The organism is Aeromicrobium sp. 636 (genome assembly GCF_024433585.1).
GTDB classification, from domain to species: Bacteria; Actinomycetota; Actinomycetes; order Propionibacteriales; family Nocardioidaceae; genus Aeromicrobium; species Aeromicrobium senzhongii.
In genome coordinates this window covers 236127-256881 of record NZ_WNJU01000001.1, presented here as the reverse complement: position 1 = coordinate 256881, position 20755 = coordinate 236127, and the positions used below count along the sequence as shown (strand labels likewise).

The window sequence follows — 20755 nt, the reverse complement described above, 5'->3', positions numbered from 1 at the left end:
GATCGACATGACCGAACGACTGAAGGCTCTCAGCGACGCGGGGGTGTCGATCTGGCTCGACGACCTCTCGCGCGAGCGGATCGAGACCGGCAACCTGGCCGAGCTGGTGACGGATCGCTCCGTCGTCGGGGTCACCACGAACCCGACGATCTTCGCCTCGGCCCTCTCCAAGGGCGAGCGTTACGAGAAGCAGGTCGCCGAGCTGAAGGCGGCCGGCGCCGACGTCGACGCCACGGTCTTCGCCCTGACCACCACGGACGTCCGTGACGCGTGCGACGTCCTGCGCCCCGTCTACGACGCCACGGACGGCTTCGACGGCCGGGTCTCGATCGAGGTGGAGCCGGGCCTGGCCCGGGACACGGACGGCACGGTCGCGATGGCCGAGAAGCTGTGGAACGAGATCGACCGCCCCAACGTGATGATCAAGATCCCCGCCACGCGCGAGGGTCTGCCCGCGATCGCCGCGGCCATCGCCAAGGGCATCAGCGTGAACGTGACGCTGATCTTCTCCCTGGAGCGCTACCGCGGCGTCATGGACGCCTACCTCTACGGCCTCGAGCAGGCGGCGGCCGAGGGTCGCGACCTGTCGAAGATCCACTCGGTCGCGTCGTTCTTCATCAGCCGCGTCGATGCCGAGGTCGACGGGCGCCTCCCCGAGGACAGCCCGCTGCGCGGCAAGGCCGCCCTGGCGAACGCCCAGTTGGCCTACGCGACCTTCCAGGAGATCTTCGGCTCGGACCGGGCGAAGGCCCTGCTGGCGAAGGGCGCCCACCCGCAGCGGCCGCTGTGGGCCTCCACCGGAGTCAAGGACCCGGCCTACTCCGACACCCTCTACGTCACCGAGCTGGTCGTGGACGGCACCGTGAACACCATGCCCGAGAAGACGCTCGAGGCGTTCGCCGACCACGGCGAGGTCAAGGGCGACACGGTCACCGGCCGCGGCGACGAGGCGCAGCGCGTCTGGGACGAGCTGGAGGCGCAAGGCATCACCTACGACGAGGTCGTCGAGGGTCTCGAGACCGAGGGACTCAAGAAATTCGACGACTCGTGGACCGAGTTGCTCGAGACCGTCCGCGCCGAGCTCGACAAGGCCTGACATGACGTACCGGCTCCGCATCCACGTACCCCAGGACGAGTCGGTCGACGCGGCCGTCGAGGGACTCGTCGAGGAACGCTTCGCCTCCCGGCTCTTCGACGAGGACGGGACCCTGTGGGGTCCCGAGGCCGAGTCGGAGGCCTCGATCCGGCTGTCCTGGGTGACCCTGCACGAGTCCTCGCGGGCCCTCGTGCCGGACATCGTCGCGCTGCGCGACGACCTGCGGTCCCGGGGCATCACCCGTGTCGTGCTGTGCGGCATGGGCGGGTCGTCGCTCGCACCGGAGGTCATCTGTGCGGCCGCGGGAGTTCCGCTCGACGTGTTGGACTCCTCCAACCCGGACATGGTGCGGTCGGCGATCCGCGACCTGGAGTCGACGGTCGTCGTCGTGTCCAGCAAGTCCGGCGGCACGGTCGAGACCGACAGCCAGCGCCGGATCTTCGAGCAGGCCTTCACCGACGCGGGGCTCGACCCCCGTGACCACCTGGTGATCGTGACGGACCCGGGCTCGCCCCTGGACGAGGAGGCGACGGCGGCGGGGTACCGCGTGTTCCGGGCCGACCCTCACGTGGGCGGCCGCTACTCGGCGCTCACCGCGTTCGGGCTCGTCCCCAGCGGCATCGCCGGCGCCGACATCGCGACGCTGCTCGACCAGGCCGGCGAGCTCGTCCCCGAGCTCAGCGCCAATGAGACCGGCAACCCCGGTCTGCGCCTGGGCACCGCGCTCGGCGTCGCCGCCCAGCAGGGCGTCGACAAGGTCGTCCTGTACGACCACGACCAGCACGGGCTCGGCGACTGGATCGAGCAGCTGGTGGCCGAGTCCACGGGCAAGGAGGACACCGGCATCCTGCCGGTCGTCGCCCAGTCCCCCGACGACCCGATCACTGCCGACGAGTTCGTCGCCCACCTCGGCACGAGTGAGGCCCCGGATCGTCCGTGGGCCGCGGGCGTGGAGGCCTCGCTCGGCGCCCAGTTCATGATCTGGGAGGTCGCCACCGCGGTCGCCGGCCGACTGCTGTCGATCGACCCGTTCGACCAACCGGACGTCGAGAGCGCCAAGGCCGCGGCGCGCGAGCTGCTCGGCGGCAACGCCTCGCTGCCCGAGCCGGACCACGTGGGTGAGGTCGCGGACATCTACGGCTCGTCCGCAGCCACGATCGAGGACGCGATCTCCGCGCTGCTCGACCAGGTGGGCGAGCACGACTACCTCGCGCTGCAGTTCTACCTCGACCGCTGGGCCCTGGCCGGGCTGGAGTCCCTCGCCCCGGCGGTGTCGGGCCGGATCTCGCGACCGGTGACCTTCGGATGGGGCCCGCGGTTCCTGCACTCGACGGGTCAGTACCACAAGGGCGGGACGCCACGCGGCGTCTTCCTGCAGGTGACCGCCGACCCCGTGCAGGACGTACCCGTGCCGGGGCGCGACTTCACCCTCGGTCAGTTCATCGTCTCCCAGGCCGCCGGCGACGCCAGCGTGCTGCGCGACAAGGGCCGCCCCGTGCTGCGACTGCACCTGCACGACGTCGAGGCGGGTCTGGCCGCGATCAAGGACGCCCTGGCATGAACCCCAACCCCCTGCGCGACCCACGCGACCGGCGGCTGCCGCGGATCGCGGGGCCTTGCACGGTCGTGATGTTCGGGGTCACGGGCGACCTGGCCCGCAAGAAGCTGATCCCGGCGATCTACGACCTCGCCAACCGCGGCCTCCTGCCCCCGGGCTTCGGGCTCGTGGGGTTCGCCCGGCGCGACTGGGGGGACGGCACGTTCGCCTCCCTGCTGAAGAAGGCCGCCAAGGCCGGCGCCCGCACCGAGTGGAGCGAGACCGTCTGGAAGCAGCTCGCCGCCGGGATCCGCTTCGTCCCGGGCCAGTTCGACGACGACGATGCCTGGGAGGAGCTCGCCAAGACGCTCACCAAGCTCGACGAGCGCCAGGGCACGGGCGGCAACCACGCGTTCTACCTCTCGATCCCGCCCGGCCTCTTCCCCACGGTCGTGTCCAAGATCGACGAGCACGGGCTGGCCAAGCCCGGCGAGGGCTGGCGCCGGGTCGTCATCGAGAAGCCGTTCGGCCACGACCTCGAGTCGGCCAAGGAGCTCAACCACCTCATCGGCAACGTCTTCGAGGCCGAGTCGGTGTTCCGCATCGACCACTACCTCGGCAAGGAGACGGTCCAGAACATCCTGGCGCTGCGCTTCGCGAACCAGATGTTCGAGCCGGTCTGGAACGCCAACTACGTCGACCACGTCCAGATCACCATGGCCGAGGACATCGGCATCGGTTCGCGCGCCGGCTACTACGACGCCATCGGCGCCGCGCGGGACGTCATCCAGAACCATCTGCTGCAGCTGCTGGCACTCGTGGCGATGGAGGAGCCCGTCGCCTTCGACGCGTCCAGCCTGCGAGCCGAGAAGCAGAAGGTGCTCCGCAGCGTGCGGCTGCCCGACGACCTCGACAAGCACACGGCGCGCGCCCAGTACGTCGAAGGCTGGGCCGGCGGCCAGCCCGTCGTCGGGTACCGCGGCGAGGAGGGCATCGACGACGGCTCGTTGACCGAGACCTACGCCGCGCTGCGACTCGACATCCACACCCGCCGCTGGGCCGGTGTCCCCTTCTACCTGCGCACCGGCAAGCGACTGGGCCGGCGCGTCACCGAGGTGGCCGTCATCTTCAAGAAGGCACCGCACCTGCCCTTCGAGAACATCGACGTGACCGAGCTGGGCCACAACGCGCTGGTGATGCGGATCCAGCCCGACGAGGGCGTCACGATGCGCTTCGGCGCAAAGGTGCCCGGCACGACGATGGAGATCCGCGACGTCAACATGGACTTCGTCTACGGCGGATCCTTCGTCGAGAGCAGCCCCGAGGCGTACGAGCGGCTCATCCTGGACGTGCTCCTCGGCGACCCGCCGCTGTTCCCGCAGCACCGCGAGGTCGAGCTCTCCTGGGAGATCCTCGACCCCGTGATGGACCACTGGGCGCGCAAGCGCACGATCGACACCTACGAGGCCGGCACGTGGGGGCCCCAGTCGGCCGACGAGATGCTGGCCCGCGACGGACGCGTCTGGAGGCGACCCTGACATGGACATGGTCCTGGAGGACACCAACGCCTCGGCGGTCGCCAAGGCACTGACCAAGGGTCGCGCCCTCGCGGGCAGCCCGGCGATGGACATGGTCCTGACGCTGCTCATCGTCACCGACGAGGACAACGTGGCCGAGGCCATGAAGGCCGCCAACGTCCTGCAGCACGAGCACCCGTCCCGCGTCCTGGGCGTCATCCTCGGCGACGGGCGCGGCAAGCCCCGCCTGGACGCCCGCGTGCGGGTCGGCGCGGGATCGCCCGGCGAGTCGGTGTTGCTGCGCATGTCCGGTCCGCTGGTCAAGCACTCCGAGTCCGCCGTCCTGCCGCTGCTGCTGCCCGACTCCCCCGTCGTCGCGTGGTGGCCGGGCATCGGCCCGCAGGAGCCGTCGAAGGACCCGATCGGTCGTCTCGCCCGGCGGCGTCTGACCGACTCCGAGCGCACCCCCTCCCCCGTCACGTGGCTGCACCAGCTCGCTCCGGGATACAGCCCCGGCGACAACGACCTGGCGTGGACGCGGCTGACCCTGTGGCGTGCCCTGCTGGCCGCCGCGCTGGACCAGACGACGGGAACCGTGTCGGGCGGCCGGATCCAGGCCGACGACATCAACCCGGTCGCGGTCCTGCTGCGCGCCTGGCTCGAGTGCCGACTGAAGGTGCCCATCGAGTTCGTCGACGACGACTCCGGACCACAGATCCAGCGCGTCACGCTCTTCACCGACGTCGGTGACATCGACATCCGGCGGGTCGACACGATGAGCTGTGAGTTCAGCGTGCCGGGCTCGGCGTCGCGCATCGTGCCGATCCGGCGCCGCACGATCCCCGAGTTGCTGGCCGAGGACCTCCGACGCCTGGACGCCGACGAGGTGTACGGCGAGACCTTGGCGCACCTCGACGGCAACACGACGAAGGGATGAGCGATGACCATTCGCATCTTCGACAGCGGTGACGACCTCGCCCTGGCGGTCTCGCGGCAACTGGCCTCTCGGGTGCAGTCCATCCAGCTCACGGACCGCACGCCGCGACTGGTGCTGACCGGCGGCTCGATCGCGACCAAGATCTACGGACGCCTCTCGGCCGAGAGCGGCGCCCGGTGGTCGGCGGCGCACTACTGGTGGGGCGACGAGCGCTTCGTCCCCGAGGGCCACGAGGATCGCAACGACCGTCAGGCCCGGGAGGGCTTCCTGGACCGGCTCGCCGTTCCCGACGAGCACATCCATGCGATGCCGGCCCTCGATGGCGGCCTCGAGATCGCCGAGGCGGCCGACGCGTACGCCGCGCAACTGCCGGAGGAGCCGTTCGACGTCGTGCTGCTCGGGGTGGGCCCCGATGCCCACATCGCCTCGCTCTTCCCGGGGCACCCGCAGGTGCACGAGGTCGAGCGGCTGGCGGTCGAGGTGCTGGACTCCCCCAAGCCGCCGCCGGAGCGGATCACGCTGACCTATCCGGCCCTGAACCACACGCGTGCGACGTGGTTCGTCGTGTCGGGCGCCGACAAGGCCGAGGCGGTCGCGAAGGCTCTGGCCGGCACGCCGATCGACGAGGCGCCGGCCGCGGGCGCCCGCGGGATCGAGGAGACCATGTGGTTCCTCGACACCGCGGCCGCGTCGAAGCTGCCGCGCTGAGCGCGGCGGCCCCGATCAGAAGATGATCTCGCCCGCCTTGCGCTTGCTGCGCAGGGTGTCGAGGGCTTCCTTGAGGATGTCGGCGGCCTCGGTCTCGGAGCGACGCTCCTTCACGTAGGCCAGGTGCGTCTTGTACGGCTCGGTCTTCGGCGCATCCGGCCGGTTGTCCGAGTCCATGCTGGCGGGCATGCCGCACTTGGGGCAGTCCCACTCGACGGGCACCTCGGCCTCGATCGCGAACTGCAGCGTGATCGAGTGGTCGTTGGTGCAGAAGTACGAGATGAACTGACGGGGGGCCGCCTCGCCGCGCTCGGCCTCGCCCATGGGGCCGGAGCCGATGCGGCTGCCGCGAATCGCGCCGGCGGCCATCAGTTGCTCACCTTCAGCAGCAGGCCGAGCGCGAAGACGCACACGACCCACACCGCCGCGGTACCGACCGTGATGCGGTCGAGGTTGCGCTCGGCGACGGACGAGCCGCTGAGCGAGCTCGACACACCTCCGCCGAACATGTCGGACAGGCCGCCACCTCGGCCCTTGTGCATGAGCACGAGGACAATCATGAGCAGGCTGCTCAGGGTAAGCAGCAGGGAGAACGCGATGACCACGTCTCTCCTTTCGTCAGGACCCCGCGAGGTCGGGCATGTCGTAGAACCGGACGATCCCGGCGAACTCCTCCGCGACCAGACTGGCCCCGCCGACGAGCGCGCCGTCGACGTCGGGCTTAGCCATGATAGCGGCCACGTTCGCGGCCTTGACCGATCCACCGTACAGAATACGTGTCTGGTCGGCCACGTCCGCACCCCAGGTCTCGGCCAGGCGGCCACGGATGGCCGCGCACACCTCCTGGGCGTCCTCCGGAGTGGCGACCTCGCCCGTGCCGATGGCCCAGACCGGCTCGTACGCGACGACCAGTCCGGCGACCTGCTCGGCCGTGAAACCGGCCAGCGAGCCGTCGAGCTGGCCCAGCGTGTAGGCGACGTGCTCGCCGGCCTGGCGGACCTCGAGGCCCTCGCCGACGCACACGATCGGGGTCATGCCGGCGGCGAGCGCCTTGGCGGCCTTCTCGTTGACGAGCTGGTCGGACTCGTGGTGGTACTCACGTCGCTCGGAGTGACCGACGACGACGTAGGAGCAGCCCAGCTTGGCCAGCATCGCCGCCGAGATCTCGCCGGTGTACGCCCCGCCGTCGTGCGACGAGACGTCCTGCGCGCCGTAGCCGATCGGCAGCTTGTCGCCGTCGATCAGTGTCTGGACGCTGCGCAGGTCGGTGAACGGCGGGATGACGACGACCTCGCTCTTGGCGTAGTCGTGCTTCTTGTCCGACAGGGTCCACGCCAGCTTCTGGACCAGGACCACCGCCTCCTGATGGTTCAGGTTGGACTTCCAGTTGCCCGCCATCAACGGGGTACGCGTCATGCCTTCTCCTCCAGAACAGCCAGACCCGGGAGCGTCTTGCCCTCGAGGTACTCCAGGCTGGCGCCACCACCGGTCGAGATGTGACCGAACTGGTCGTCGGTGAAGCCCAGCTGCCGCACGGCGGCCGCGGAGTCGCCACCACCCACGACGGACAGGCCGTCGACCTCGGTCAGCGCCTGCGCGACCGTGCGGGTGCCAGCGGCGAACGGCGCCATCTCGAACACGCCCATCGGGCCGTTCCAGAAGACCGTCTTCGCGCCACGGATCACGTCGGCGAACGCCTCGGCGGACGCCGGTCCGATGTCGAGCCCCATCTGGTCGTCGGGGATCTGGTCGACCGTGACGGTGGTGGCCGGCGCATCGGCCTTGAACTCCGGCGCCACGACGACGTCGGTCGGCAGGACGATCGAGACGCCCAGCTCCTGGGCCCGGGAGAGGTACTCGCGGGCGACCGGGATCTGGTCCTCCTCCAGCAGCGACGAGCCGACGCCGTGGCCCTGGGCCGCGAGGAAGGTGAAGACCATCCCGCCGCCGATGACCAGGGTGTCCGCCTTCGTGAGCAGGTGGTCGATGACCCCGAGCTTGTCGGAGACCTTCGACCCGCCCAGCACGACCGCGTACGGCCGCTCGGGCGACTCCGTGAGCCGCTTGAGCACCTCGACCTCGGCTTGGACGAGCCCGCCGACGGCGGACGGCAGACGCTTGGCGATGTCGTAGACGCTGGCCTGCTTGCGGTGCACGACGCCGAAGCCGTCGGACACGAACACGTCGCCCAGCGCCGCGAGCTCGTCGGCGAACGCGCCGCGCTCGGCATCGTCCTTGCTGGTCTCGCCCGGGTTGAACCGGACGTTCTCGAGCAGGGCGACCTGACCGTTCTGGAGCTCCTCGACCGTGCGCTGCGCATCGACACCCACGGTGTCGGACGCGAAGCGCACGGTCTCGCCGAGGAGCTCGCTCAGTCGCGAGGCGACCGGCGCCAGGGAGTACTGCGGGTCCGGCTGGCCCTTGGGCCGGCCCAGGTGCGCCATCACGATGACGCGCGCACCCTCGTCGACCAGCTTCTGGATCGTCGGGACGCTCGCGCGGACGCGACCGTCGTCGGTGATCGTCGTGCCGTCGAGCGGCACGTTCAGGTCACTGCGGACCAGGACTCGTTTGCCCTTGAGCTTTCCCAGGTCGTCGATCGTCTTCACGACGAGCTCCTCAGAGGGAGGAGCCGACGAGGGACGTCAGGTCGACGAGGCGGTTGGAGTAGCCCCACTCGTTGTCGTACCAGCCGACGACCTTGACCTGATCGCCGATGACCTTGGTCAGCGGCGCGTCGAAGATGCACGAGTGCGGATCGGTGACGATGTCGCTCGAGACGATCGGGTCCTCGTTGTACTTGAGGAACCGCGAGCCCTCGGCGGCCTTGCGGACGATCTCGTTGATCTCCTCGACCGACGTCTCACGGCTGGCCGTGAACGTCAGGTCGGTGGCCGAGCCGGTCGGGACCGGGACGCGCAGCGCGTAGCCGTCGAGCTTGCCCTTGAGCTCGGGCAGGACGAGCGACACGGCCTTGGCGGCACCCGTCGACGTCGGCACGATGTTGAGAGCGGCGGCGCGGGCGCGACGCAGGTCCTTGTGCGGGGCGTCCTGCAGGTTCTGGTCCTGCGTGTAGGCGTGGATCGTGGTCATCAGACCGCGCTCGATGCCGATGCCGTCGTTGAGGGCCTTGGCCATCGGGGCGAGGCAGTTCGTCGTGCACGACGCGTTGGAGATGATCGTGTGCGATCCCGCGTCGTAGAGGCCGTCGTTGACGCCCATGACGATCGTGATGTCCTCGTTCTTGGCCGGGGCCGAGATGATGACCTTCTTCGCACCGCCGTCGATGTGCGCCTTCGCCTTGGTGGCGTCGGTGAAGAAGCCCGTCGACTCGACGACGATGTCAGCGCCGACCGAGGCCCAGTCGAGGTTCGCGGGATCGCGGTCCTCGAAGGCGACGATCTTCTGATCGCCGACGTAGATCGCCGTGTCGTCGAAGTTCACGTCGGCATCCAGGCGACCCAGGATCGAGTCGTACTTGAGCAGGGTGGCCAGCGTCTTGTTGTCGGTCAGGTCGTTGACGGCCACGATCTCGACGTCGGCTCCGGCGGCACGGGCCGCCCGGAAGAAGTTACGGCCGATGCGGCCGAATCCGTTGATACCTACGCGAACAGTCACGGGATGCTCCTGGAGTTGCCGGGTGAGAGATGCGTTACCTCTTCACCCTACCGAGACCTCCGCTCACGGCACACCGGGTACCGGGCCGCGGACCCCTCAGCCGTCCCCGAGCTGGTCCGGATGCAGACCGGCCTCCGTGTCGGGGATGCCCAGATCGTGGGCCCGCTTGTCCGCCATCGCGAGCAATCGCCGGATCCGCCCGGCGATCGCGTCCTTCGTCAGCGGCGGATCGTGCAACTGTCCGAGCTCCTCGAGGCTGGCCTCGCGGTGCTGGACGCGCAGGTCGCCGGCCATCCGCAGGTGGTCGGGCACGTCCTCACCGAGGATGTCCAGCGCGCGCTGGGCGCGAGCCCCCGCGGCGACCGCCGCGCGGGCGGACCGGCGCTGGTTGGCGTCGTCGAAGTTCGCCAGCCGGTTCGCGGTCGCGCGGACCTCGCGCCGCATCCGGCGCTCCTCCCACGCGAGCAGCGTCTCGTGGGCCCCCAGGCGGGTCAACAGCGCACCGATCGCCTCACCGTCGCGGATCACGACCCGGTCGCCACCACGGACCTCGCGGGCCTTGGCCGAGACGCCGATGCGGCGAGCGGCGCCCACCATCGCGAGCGCGGCCTCGGGGCCGGGACAGCCGATCTCCAGCGCGGAGGAGCGGCCCGGCTCGGTCAGGGAGCCACGGGCCAGGAAGGCGCCACGCCACGCGGCGACGGCATCACAGGACGGACCGGAGACGACCTGGGGCGGCAGGCCACGGACGGGGCGGCCGCCACCGTCGACCAGGCCGGTCTGGCGCGCGAGGAGCTCTCCGCCGCGGGCGATCCGGACCACGTACAGCGTGGTCTTCCGGACTCCGGCACCCTGCTGGACGATGATCTCGCTGTCGTGACCGTAGACGTCGGCGATCTCCTGACGGAGGCGCCGGGCGGCGGCGGCGGTGTCGAGCTCGGCCTCGATCACGATGCGGCCCGAGACGATGTGCAGGCCTCCGGAGAACCTGAGTGTGGTCGACACCTCGGCCTTGCGGCAGCATGCCTTCGTCACCGGGATCCGGGCCACTTCCGCCTTGACCTGTGCCGTCATCGCCATCGACCAACCCACCTCCAGTTCAGCGGTCCCGAGAAGCCCGCTGGCCCACTCTATGCCTGCGTTGGTGACCCTGGGGCGAACGTGGTGGCAAAGACCTCGGCGAGGGCCTGTGGATCGTGCTGATCGGGCCGGGTGGACGACCGCACGTCCGCCATCACGAGCTCGGCGCCCAGCGCCCGGGCGGCGTGCTGAAGCGAAGGAACGTCGACCGTGGTGTGCGCGTCGGCGACCACGACGTCCAGGTGCAGATCCGGCGCATGGGCGGCGAGCACCTCCAGGTGCTCCGCCGGGCTCAGGTGCTCGGTCTCGCCCGGTTGCCCGACGAGATTCAGCACCAGGGCCCGCTTGGCCGGCGTGCGCAGCAGCGCCTGGCGCAGCTGCGGGACCAGCAGGGTGGGCATCACGCTGGTGAACCACGACCCCGGCCCGATCGTCACCCACTCCGCGCTGTCCAGTGCCGCAACGGCCTGGGGGCACGCCGGCGGATTCGCCGGGTCGAGGCGCACGCCCAGGATCCGACCGGAGGTCGTCGCGACCTCGACCTGCCCGCGGACGAGCTCGACGTGCTCGGGCGAGCCGAACTCGACGTCGGCCTCGATGTCGAGCGGCACGTTGGCCATCGGCAGGACACGACCGCGCGCGCCGAGCAGCTCGGCGACGAGGTCCAAGCCGGACACCTGGTCGCCCTCCATCTCCCACAGCGCCGCCAGCAGCAGATTGCCGACGGGGTGGCCCGCCAGGGGCCCGTCTCCCCCGAAGCGGTGCTGCAGGATCTCGGCCCAGGCCCGGCCCCAGTCGTCGTCGCCGCACAACGCCGCGAGCGCCATCCGCAGGTCACCGGGCGGCAGGATGCCGAACTCGGTGCGGAGCCGCCCCGACGAGCCCCCGTTGTCCGCGACGGTGACGATGCCGGTGAGGTGGTGCGTGACCCGACGCAGGGCCGACAGCGTCGCCGCCAGCCCGTGTCCCCCGCCCAGCGCGACGACCGCGGGGCCGTCGTCGCGTGCGGGGCTCATTCCCGGCCCAGGTCGCGGTGGACCACGAGGGTGCGCACCTGCTGCGCGCGCAGTCGCTCGTCGAGGGCCTCGGCCATGGCGACACTGCGATGGCGCCCACCCGTGCAGCCGATGCCGACGGTGAGGAACAGCTTGTCCTCACGCAGGAACCCGTTCGTGATCATCGACAGCAGCTCGACGTACCGGTCGAGGAAGTCCTGGGCGCGGTCCTGGACGTAGACGTACTCGCGCACCGGATCGTCCTGGCCGCTGAGCGGGCGGAGCTCCTCGATCCAGTAGGGGTTCGGCAGGAACCGCATGTCGGCGACCATGTCGGCGTCGATCGGGATCCCGTACTTGAAGCCGAAGGAGACGATCGTGACGTGCAGGCCGCGTTCGTCCTCGACCTCGAAGGTCTGGCGGACCCGGTGGGCCAGCTGGTGGACGTTGAGCCGGCTCGTGTCGATGACGAGGTCGGCCCGTCCCCGGATGGCACGCAACAGCTCACGCTCGCGGACGAATCCGTCCATGAGCCGCCCCTGACGGCTGAGCGGGTGGGGACGGCGGGCGGCCTCCTGGCGGCGCACGAGCACCTCGTCGGCGGCCTCGAGGTAGAGGGTCCGGACGTTGATCCCCGCGTCCAGCACGGCCTCGATGGCGTCGACCAGCCCGAAGAAGAACGTGCGGGACCTCGAGTCGACCACGACGGCGAGGCGGTCGATGTCCTCGGCGGCGTCGACCGAGGCGACGAGCTCCTCGAGCATGCCCGGGGGCAGGTTGTCGACCACGTAGTAGCCGAGCTTCTCCAGCGCCTTGGCGGCGGTGCTGCGGCCCGCGCCGGTCATGCCGGTGACGAGGACGAACTCGGTCAGCTTGGTCATGGTCGGTCTCAGTCCTCCAGGATCTCGCCGGTGGCCATGTTGACCGCCGGGGCCGGCGACTCTCCCTCGTGGAGTGCCGCCACGATGGATTCTGCCGTAGCCGGGCCGATCCCGGGGACGACCGTGATCTCCTCCACACTCGCCGCCCGCAGTTTCTTCAGTGAACCGAAGTGACGCATGAGGGCACGACGCCGCGTCTCGCCCAGTCCGGGCACCGGGTCGAGCAGGCTCTCGACCATGGACTTGCTGCGCCGCTGGCGGTGGTGGGTGATGGCGAAGCGGTGCGCCTCGTCGCGCACGCGCTGCAGCAGGTAGAGGCCCTCGCTGGTGCGCGGCAGGATCACCGGGTCCTCCTCGCCGGGCAGCCACACCTCCTCGAGGCGCTTGGCCAGACCGCACAGCGCCACGCCGGTCACACCGAGGGCCTCCATCGCCTGCCGGGCGGCCTCGACCTGGGGCGGTCCACCGTCGACCACGACGAGGGACGGCGCGTAGGCGAAGCGGCGCGGCTTGCCGGTCTCGGGATCGATCCCGGGCTCGGTCTCGCCCTGGCGCTCGACCGCCCGCAGGTGGTGCGTGAACCGGCGCGTGATGACCTCGTGCATCGCGGCGACGTCGCTCTGGCCCTCGTGACGGACGGTGAACCGGCGGTACTCGGACTTGCGCGGCAGTCCGTCCTCGAAGACCACCATCGACGCGACGATCTCGGTGCCCTGCAGGTTCGAGACGTCGAAGCACTCGATGCGCAGAGGCGGAGCCGGCAGCTCGAGCGCCACCTGGATCTCCTCCAGGGCCCGGCTCCGTGTCGTGAGGTCGCCGGACCGCTTGAGCTTGTGACGGGCCATGGACTGCTTGGCGTTCTGCTCGACGGTCTCGAGCAGCGCCCGCTTGTCACCGCGGCGCGGCACCCGCAGCGTGACCTTGCCGCCGCGGCGCTCGGTGAGCAGCTCGGCGACGGCGTCGTGATCGGCCGGCAGCTCGGGAACGAGCACCTCACGCGGGATCGCCGAGGGCGCCACGTCGGAGTACAGCGTCATCAGGGCGCTCTGGACCAGCTCCGGCAGACCGGCGTCGTCGCCCTTGTCGGCCACCCAGCCGCGCTGACCGCGGATGCGGCCGCCGCGGACGTTGAAGATCTGGACGGCGACTTCGAGCGGGTCGTCGACGAAGCCGAGCACGTCGGCATCGGTGCCGTCGCCGAGCACGACGGACTGCTTCTCCAGGACACGGCGCATCGCCATCAGGTCGTCGCGGTACTTGGCCGCGAGCTCGTACTCCTGGGCGGCGGCGGCGTCGCGCATGCGCTGCTCGATCCCGCGCTCGAACCCGGCGGTCTGACCGCCCATGAACGCCAGGAAGTCGTCGACGATCTTGCGGTGCTCCTCGGGCGAGACCCGGCCGACGCACGGCGCCGAGCACTTGCCGATGTCACCGAGCAGGCACGGACGTCCGGCCGCCTTGGCCCGCTTGAACACGCCGGCGCTGCACGAGCGCATCGGGAAGACCCGCAGCAACGTGTCGACGGTGTCGCGGATGGCCCAGGCGTGACCGTAGGGCCCGAAGTAGCGCACGCCCTTGCGCTGGGCGCCGCGCATGACGAGCACGCGCGGGATCTCCTCCCCCACCGTCACCGCCAGCCACGGGTACGACTTGTCGTCGCGGTACTTGACGTTGAAGCGCGGGTCGAACTCCTTGATCCAGGAGTACTCCAGCGCCAGCGCCTCGACCTCGGTGTTGACCACCGTCCAGTCGACCGACGCGGCCGTGGTGACCATCTGGTGCGTGCGGGGATGCAGGTTGCCGAGGTCCTGGAAGTACGAGCTCAGCCGCGGCCGCAGGCTCTTGGCCTTGCCGACGTAGATGACCCGTCCCTGCTCGTCACGGAACCGGTAGACCCCCGGACTCGTCGGGATCTCACCCGGCCGCGGGCGGTAGGTCGACGGATCAGCCACGGTCCCACCCTAGGTGCCCGGTCACCGCGACCGGGCTCATGACAGCAGGGGCTTGAGGAACCGGCCGGTGTGGGACTCCGGATGCGCCGCCACGTCCTCGGGGGTGCCCTCGGCGACGACCATGCCGCCGCCGCTGCCGCCCTCGGGACCCATGTCGATGATCCAGTCCGAGGCCTTGATGACGTCGAGGTTGTGCTCGATGACGATCACGGAGTTTCCGGTGTCGACGAGGCGCTGCAGCACGATGAGCAGCTTGCGGATGTCCTCGAAGTGCAGACCCGTGGTCGGCTCGTCGAGCACGTACACCGTGCGGCCGGTGGACCGCTTCTGCAGCTCGGACGCGAGCTTGACGCGCTGCGCCTCGCCGCCGGACAGCGTCGGGGCGGGCTGGCCCAGGCGGACGTAGCCCAGACCGACGTCGACCAGGGTGCGCAGGTGGCGGGCGATGGCCGGGATGGCCTCGAAGAAGTCGACGGCCTCCTCGATCGGCATGTCCAGGACCTCGGCGATCGTGCGTCCCTTGTAACGGACCTCGAGCGTCTCGCGGTTGTACCGCGCACCGTGGCAGACCTCGCACGGGACGTAGACGTCCGGCAGGAAGTTCATCTCGATCTTGATCGTGCCGTCGCCGCGGCACGCCTCGCACCGGCCGCCCTTGATGTTGAACGAGAACCGGCCCTGCTGGTACCCGCGCATCTTGGCCTCGGGCGTCTGCGCGAAGAGCTTGCGCACGTGGTCGAAGACGCCGGTGTACGTGGCCGGGTTCGACCGCGGGGTGCGACCGATCGGCGACTGGTCGACGTGAATCACCTTGTCGACATTCTCGGTGCCCTCGATCGTGCGGTGCCGACCGGGGATCGTGCGCGCCTTGTAGATCTGGCGGGCGAGCGAGGTGTAGAGGATGTCGTTGACCAAGGTCGACTTGCCCGAGCCGGACACGCCGGTGACCGAGACCAGCTGACCCAGCGGGAACGAGACGTCGACGTTGCGCAGGTTGTTCTCGCGGGCGCCCTTGACCGTGAGCTGGCGGGACTTGTCGCGCGGGCGACGCGTCTCGGGCACCGGGATCGAGGCGCGGCCAGACAGGTACGCGCCGGTCATGGAGTCGGGGTTGGCCAGCAGCTCGTCGACGGTGCCCGAGACGATGACCTGTCCCCCGTGCTCGCCGGCGCCGGGGCCGATGTCGACGACCCAGTCCGACGCGCGGATCGTGTCCTCGTCGTGCTCGACGACGATGAGCGTGTTGCCGAGCTTCTTGAGTCGCACGAGCGTCTCGATCAGCCGGTGGTTGTCTCGCTGGTGCAGGCCGATGGACGGCTCGTCCAGCACGTACAGGACGCCGACCAGTCCGGCACCGATCTGGGTGGCGAGCCGGATGCGCTGGGCCTCGCCGCCGGACAGCGAGCCCGCCGCACGGTCGAGGGCCAGGTAGTCCAGGCCGACGTCGAGCAGGAAGCGCAGGCGCTCGTGGATCTCCTTGAGCACCCGCTCGCCGATCTGGCGCTCGCGGTCGGTCATGACCAGGGTCTGCAGGTACTCGGCCGCCTCGGCGATCGACAGGTGGCAGACCTCGGCGATGTTCTTCTCGCCGAACTTCTCGGACTCGAGCGTGACCGCGAGGATCACCGGCTTGAGCCGAGTGCCCTTGCAGGTCGGGCACGGGACCTCGCGCATGAAGCCCTCGAGCCGCTCGCGACTGGTGTCGGAGTCGGTCTCGGAGTGGCGCCGCTCGACGAACGCGCGGGCGCCCTCGAACTCGGCCCAGTAGGAGCGCTGGCGGCCGTACCGGTTCTTGTACTGGACGTGGACCTTGGTGGAGTGCCCGTTCATGAGGGCGTCCTGGACCTCGGGCGACAGGTCGCGCCACGGAGTGTCGACGTCGAAGCCCATCTCGTCGCCCAGGGAGCGCATGAGCCGCAGGAAGTAGTCCGACACCTGGGTGTAGCTCCACGCCGTGATCGCGCCCTCGGCCAGCGTCTTCTCGGGGTCGGGCACGAGCAGCTCGGCGTCGACCTCCTTGCGCGAGCCCAGACCGTGGCACTCGGGGCACGCGCCGTAGGGCGCGTTGAACGAGAACGAGCGGGGCTCGAGCTCGTCGACCTGGAGCGGGTGGTCGTTCGGGCACGCAAGCTTCTCGGAGAAGCGGCGGCGCCGGTTCGGGTCGTCCTCGTCCAGCCCGACGTAGTCAATGATGACCAGGCCGTCGGCCAGTCCCAGTGCCGTCTCGACGGACTCGGTCAGGCGCTGCTTGGACGAGGGCTTGACGGTGAGGCGGTCGACCACGACCTCGATCGTGTGCTTCTTCTGCTTGGCCAGCTTCGGCGGCTCGTCGGCGAGCATGTGCATCTCGCCGTTGACGATGGCGCGGCTGAAGCCGCCCTGCTGGAGCTGGCGGAACAGCTCGACGTACTCGCCCTTGCGACCGCGGATGACCGGCGCGAGCACCTGGAACTTGGTGCCCTCCTCGCCGGACTGGATGCGGTCGACGATCTGCTGGGGGGTCTGGCGGGCGATCGGCTCGCCGCAGGTCGGGCAGTGGGCCCGGCCGGCGCGCGCGTAGAGCAGGCGCAGGTAGTCGTAGACCTCGGTGATCGTGCCGACCGTCGAGCGCGGGTTGCGCGACGTCGACTTCTGGTCGATCGAGACCGCGGGCGACAGACCCTCGATGAAGTCGACGTCCGGCTTGTCCATCTGCCCCAGGAACTGGCGCGCATACGCCGAGAGCGACTCGACGTAACGGCGCTGGCCCTCGGCGAAGATGGTGTCGAACGCCAAGGACGACTTGCCGGACCCGGACAGGCCGGTGAAGACGATGAGGGAGTCCCGGGGTAGATCGACGGAGACATCCTTCAGGTTGTGCTCGCGGGCACCCCGGACTACGAGACGATCAGCCACCTATCCAGCGTACTGACCGAGCCTGACAGAAACCTCTCGACGGATAGGCTCGGAACCATGACGTACACCGGAGAGGTCACCGTCGGCGGTCCGCCCGACACCCGCGAGGCCGGCGACCTGCAGATCACCAAGATCGCCGTGGGTCCGATGGCCAACAACGCCTATCTCCTGCGCTGCGCCCTCACGGGTGAGCAGGTGCTGATCGACGCCGCCGACGAGGCTCCGAGACTGCTCGAGCTGATCGGCGACGGTGGCCTCGCCCGCGTCGTCACGACCCATCGCCACGGCGACCACTGGCAGGCCCTCGCCGCGGTGGTCGAGGCCACCGGCGCCGAGACCGTCGCCGGTGAGGACGACGCCGACGAGCTGCCGGTCCCGGTCGACGTGCGGGTGCGTACCGGCGCCCGCGTGCGGGTCGGCTCGTGCGAGCTGGAGGTGATCGAGATCGTCGGCCACACGCCGGGCTCCATCGTGCTGGCCTACGACGACCCCGACGGCATCACCCACCTGTTCACCGGGGACTCGCTGTTCCCCGGGGGCGTCGGGAGGACGTGGTCCCCCGACGACTTCATCCGTCTCGTCAACGACGTCGAGACGAAGATCTTCGACCGGTTCGACGACGACACGTGGTTCTACCCGGGCCACGGCGACGACTCGACGCTCGGCGCCGAGCGCGCCAGCGTGCCGGACTGGCGCGCCCGCGGATGGTAGCCTTCGGCTGCTCCGCTGTGGATCCGATCGGGCGGACGTCCCTCAGAAGGTGACGGGAAGGGACTCGATCCCGAAGACGAAGCTGAGCTGACGGAACTCGAGGTCGGACTCCGGCACGGCCAGGGCGAGATCGGGGAATCGGTTCAGCAGCTTCGGCAGCGCGATCCGCAGTTCCATCCGGGCCAGCTCGGCCCCGATGCACCGGTGGATGCCGTGGCCGAACGCGAGGTGCCCGCTCGCCGGGACCCGCGCCGGGTCGAACACGTCGGGCTGGTCCCCGGCACTGGCCCCGTCGCGGTTGGCGCCGCTGAGCGAGACCAGCAGGACGTCGCCGGCCTTGATCGACTCGCCGAAGAGCTCCATGTCCTGCTTGGCGAAGCGCGGGAACGCCACCTGCACGACCGAGAAGTAGCGCAGCAGCTCCTCGATGACCCGGTCGAGGGTCTTGCGGTCGCCGCTGCGGACCAGCTCGGCGTAGGCGGGGTCACGGGTCAGCACGATCGTGCTGAGGGCGATCATGCCCGCGGTCGTCTCGTACCCGCCGGTGAAGACACCGTCGGCCAGCCCGGCGAGGTCGTGATCGGTGATCGTGTCGCCCTCGTTGCGGATGATCTGGCCGATCAGGCCGGGCCCGGGCTCCTTGCGCTGGCGTGCCACCGCGTCGAACAGGAACTCGCGCTGCTCCGAGACGGCGCCGAAGGCGGCCGCTCCCCCGTTGGTCGCGTCGAACCGCGCGCTACCCAGTTCGGCGAAGGCCTGCCGGTCCTCGTAGTCCAGGCCCAGCAGGGCGCAGATCGTGTTGAACGGGATGGGGAACGCCAGCACCTTCGCCAGATCCGCCCCGGGGCCGGCGGCCTCGAGGTCGTCCAGGGCGCGGTCGACGAACTGCTCGATCAACGGCTCCAGCCGGGCGAGGCGGCGCATCGTGAACTCGGGCGTGATGATCTTGCGCAGGCGCGTGTGGACCGGCGGATCGGTGAAGCCCAGTCCCCCGATGTCGTCCGAGGTCGCCGGCCCGTCGCCGGAGAACAGGTGACGGATGTCCGTCGAGTAGATGTCGCGGGCCGTGAGGACCTCGCGCGCCTGCTCGTGACCGGTGACGAGGTACGCCGTGAAGTCGAACGGCAGATCCAGGCGGTGCAGGGGTCCGGAGTCGCGGATCTGCGCCAGTCGCGGCACCGGGTCCAGACCCACCCGTTGCAGCGGCGTCTTCGTCGGCTCGGGGATGAACGTGAAGCTCGCGAGGTCGATGCCGCGCTTGGCCACATGGCGTCGGGCCACCGACGTCACCACCCGCGCGCGGACTTCCCGCAACCATCTCACCCGACACACGATATCGGTCGGGGTTGCCGGATCGGACACGCGGCGCGACTCTGTAGGCACAACCTGAGGGGGATCCATGGCGTCGACGACCGATCAACCCGAACAGCCCACGGAACTGCGGCGTGTCCTGGGGCCGAAACTCTTGTTGCTCTTCATCATCGGCGACATCCTCGGCACCGGCGTCTACGCGTTGACCGGACAGGTGGCCGCCGAGGTCGGCGGAGCGGCCTGGCTGCCCTTCGCGGTCGCGTTCGCGGTGGCGCTGCTGACGGCGCTGTCCTACCTCGAGCTCGTCACGAAGTATCCGCAGGCGGCCGGTGCGGCGCTCTACGTGCACAAGGCGTTCGGCATCCACTTCCTGACGTTCATCGTCGCCTTCACCGTCATGTGCTCGGGCATCACGTCGGCGTCGACCGCCTCGCGCGCCTTCGCCGCGAACCTCGCCGTGGGGATCGACTGGGAGGCCTCGAACCTGCAGGTCATGGCGATCGCCCTGGCTTTCATGCTGCTGATCGCCGCGATCAACCTGCGTGGCGTCAGTGAGGGCGTCAAGACCAATGTCGTGCTGACCCTCATCGAGCTGTCAGGCCTGCTGCTGGTGATCCTGGTCGGGCTCTACGCCGTCGCCGGCGGCGACGCCGACTGGGGGGCGGTCGTCGCGTTCGACACCCCGGACGACAAGAGCGTCTTCCTCGCCGTGACCACCGCCACCTCGTTGGCGTTCTTCGCGATGGTCGGCTTCGAGGACGCCGTCAACATGGCCGAGGAGTGCCACGAGCCGAACCGGATCTTCCCCAAGATCATGCTGACCGGACTGGGCGTCACCGGAACGATCTACATCCTGGTCTCGATCTGCGCGGTCGCGCTCGTACCGGTCGGCGAGCTCGCCGGGAACGACACTCCGCTGGTCACGGTGGTCGAGCGGGGCGCCCCCGGTATGCCGATCGACGACATCCTGCCCTTCATCTCGATGTTCGCCGTGGCCAACTCGGCCCTGATCAACATGCTGATGGCCAGCCGCCTGCTCTACGGCATGGCCAAGCAGGGGGTCATCCCCCACAGCCTCGCCCGAGTGAGCCGACGCCAGACGCCGTGGCTGGCGATCGCATTCACCACCGTGCTCTCCCTGGGCCTGATCGCCTACGTGTCGAACGCGAGCGACGAGGCGGTCCAGGTGCTCGGCGGCACGACCAGCCTGCTGTTGCTGGCGGTCTTCGCCGTGGTGAACACGGCCGTCCTGATCCTGCGCAAGGACCGGGTCGAGCACTCCCACTTCAGGACCCGGGCCCCGATCGCCCTGCTCGGGGTGGTGACGTGCGTCTACCTCGTGACGCCGTTGTCGGGACGGCCGGGCTCGCAGTACGAGATCGCCGGGATCCTGCTGGCGATCGGCCTGGTGCTGTCCGTGCCGATGTACCTGCTCAGCCGACGCCGGGGCGAGCGGCTGCAGGTCGGCGCACCCGACGACCTGCCGCCGCACGACATCCCTTGAGCGGCCGTCCCGC

General features: G+C 69.9%; 18 protein-coding genes. 7 read left to right on the top strand and 11 right to left on the bottom strand.

Features of this window, described 5'->3' with window-relative positions:
* The first annotated feature begins 7 nt into the window (after positions 1-7).
* From tal to pgl, 5 genes are read left to right on the top strand one after another with little or no spacing between them, the layout of a single operon-like run.
* Positions 8-1096: a transaldolase gene (gene tal / locus GL325_RS01210; RefSeq protein ID WP_187768351.1), complete on the top strand. Its 1089-nt coding sequence runs from the start codon at positions 8-10 to the stop codon at positions 1094-1096.
* Between the two features lies 1 nt (position 1097).
* Positions 1098-2657, top strand: coding sequence for a glucose-6-phosphate isomerase (locus GL325_RS01205; RefSeq protein WP_187768350.1), 1560 nt, complete (start codon positions 1098-1100; stop codon positions 2655-2657).
* Positions 2654-4171 carry a glucose-6-phosphate dehydrogenase gene (zwf, locus tag GL325_RS01200; RefSeq protein ID WP_187768349.1) on the top strand — a complete coding sequence of 506 codons (1518 nt, stop codon included), beginning with the start codon at positions 2654-2656 and terminating at the stop codon, positions 4169-4171. Before GL325_RS01205 ends, zwf begins: the two co-directional genes overlap by 4 nt.
* Position 4172: 1 nt before the next feature.
* A complete protein-coding gene (locus GL325_RS01195) occupies positions 4173-5087 on the top strand; it encodes a glucose-6-phosphate dehydrogenase assembly protein OpcA (protein ID WP_187768348.1) in 915 nt (304 codons plus the stop codon).
* Positions 5088-5090: 3 nt separating this feature from the next.
* The gene (pgl, locus tag GL325_RS01190; RefSeq protein WP_187768347.1) at positions 5091-5795 is read left to right on the top strand and encodes a 6-phosphogluconolactonase; all 705 of its coding nucleotides are present in this window, start codon (positions 5091-5093) and stop codon (positions 5793-5795) included.
* Between the two features lie 15 nt (positions 5796-5810).
* Here pgl and GL325_RS01185 read toward each other — a convergent pair whose 3' ends face one another.
* The 10 genes from GL325_RS01185 to uvrA all read right to left on the bottom strand — a co-directional run bounded on the left by GL325_RS01185 (position 5811) and on the right by uvrA (position 17216).
* Complete coding sequence (locus GL325_RS01185; protein ID WP_373681474.1) at positions 5811-6167, bottom strand: RNA polymerase-binding protein RbpA; 357 nt, start codon at positions 6165-6167, stop codon at positions 5811-5813.
* Positions 6164-6400, bottom strand: a complete 237-nt coding sequence (gene secG / locus GL325_RS01180) for a preprotein translocase subunit SecG (protein ID WP_187411377.1) — start codon at positions 6398-6400, stop codon at positions 6164-6166. Before secG ends, GL325_RS01185 begins: the two co-directional genes overlap by 4 nt.
* A 13-nt stretch (positions 6401-6413) precedes the next feature.
* Complete coding sequence (gene tpiA, locus GL325_RS01175) at positions 6414-7211, bottom strand: triose-phosphate isomerase (RefSeq protein WP_154594866.1); 798 nt, start codon at positions 7209-7211, stop codon at positions 6414-6416.
* On the bottom strand, positions 7208-8404 hold the full coding sequence (pgk, locus tag GL325_RS01170) for a phosphoglycerate kinase (protein WP_187768346.1): 1197 nt from the start codon (positions 8402-8404) through the stop codon (positions 7208-7210). Before pgk ends, tpiA begins: the two co-directional genes overlap by 4 nt.
* A 10-nt stretch (positions 8405-8414) precedes the next feature.
* Entirely contained in the window at positions 8415-9413 is a 999-nt protein-coding gene (gene gap, locus GL325_RS01165) for a type I glyceraldehyde-3-phosphate dehydrogenase (RefSeq protein WP_187411379.1), read from the bottom strand.
* Positions 9414-9509: 96 nt separating this feature from the next.
* A complete protein-coding gene (whiA, locus tag GL325_RS01160; RefSeq protein WP_154594865.1) occupies positions 9510-10493 on the bottom strand; it encodes a DNA-binding protein WhiA in 984 nt (327 codons plus the stop codon).
* A 50-nt stretch (positions 10494-10543) separates the two neighbouring features.
* Positions 10544-11509 carry a uridine diphosphate-N-acetylglucosamine-binding protein YvcK gene (yvcK, locus tag GL325_RS01155; protein ID WP_187768345.1) on the bottom strand — a complete coding sequence of 322 codons (966 nt, stop codon included), beginning with the start codon at positions 11507-11509 and terminating at the stop codon, positions 10544-10546.
* Positions 11506-12369, bottom strand: a complete 864-nt coding sequence (rapZ, locus tag GL325_RS01150) for an RNase adapter RapZ (protein WP_154594863.1) — start codon at positions 12367-12369, stop codon at positions 11506-11508. The genes yvcK and rapZ overlap by 4 nt, the downstream gene beginning before the upstream one ends.
* 8 nt (positions 12370-12377) lie before the next feature.
* Positions 12378-14321 carry an excinuclease ABC subunit UvrC gene (gene uvrC, locus GL325_RS01145; RefSeq protein WP_187411380.1) on the bottom strand — a complete coding sequence of 648 codons (1944 nt, stop codon included), beginning with the start codon at positions 14319-14321 and terminating at the stop codon, positions 12378-12380.
* A gap of 36 nt (positions 14322-14357) precedes the next feature.
* Positions 14358-17216, bottom strand: a complete 2859-nt coding sequence (gene uvrA / locus GL325_RS01140; protein WP_187411381.1) for an excinuclease ABC subunit UvrA — start codon at positions 17214-17216, stop codon at positions 14358-14360.
* Between the two features lie 57 nt (positions 17217-17273).
* On the opposite strand from uvrA, the gene GL325_RS01135 reads away from it, so the two are divergent.
* On the top strand, positions 17274-17927 hold the full coding sequence (locus GL325_RS01135; protein ID WP_187768344.1) for an MBL fold metallo-hydrolase: 654 nt from the start codon (positions 17274-17276) through the stop codon (positions 17925-17927).
* Between the two features lie 42 nt (positions 17928-17969).
* On the opposite strand, the gene GL325_RS01130 is transcribed toward GL325_RS01135, so the two are convergent.
* A complete protein-coding gene (locus GL325_RS01130; RefSeq protein WP_255955324.1) occupies positions 17970-19208 on the bottom strand; it encodes a cytochrome P450 in 1239 nt (412 codons plus the stop codon).
* A 118-nt stretch (positions 19209-19326) separates the two neighbouring features.
* Here GL325_RS01130 and GL325_RS01125 point away from each other — a divergent pair, with 118 nt between their 5' ends.
* Complete coding sequence (locus tag GL325_RS01125; protein ID WP_154594861.1) at positions 19327-20742, top strand: APC family permease; 1416 nt, start codon at positions 19327-19329, stop codon at positions 20740-20742.
* The last annotated feature ends 13 nt before the right edge of the window (positions 20743-20755 follow it).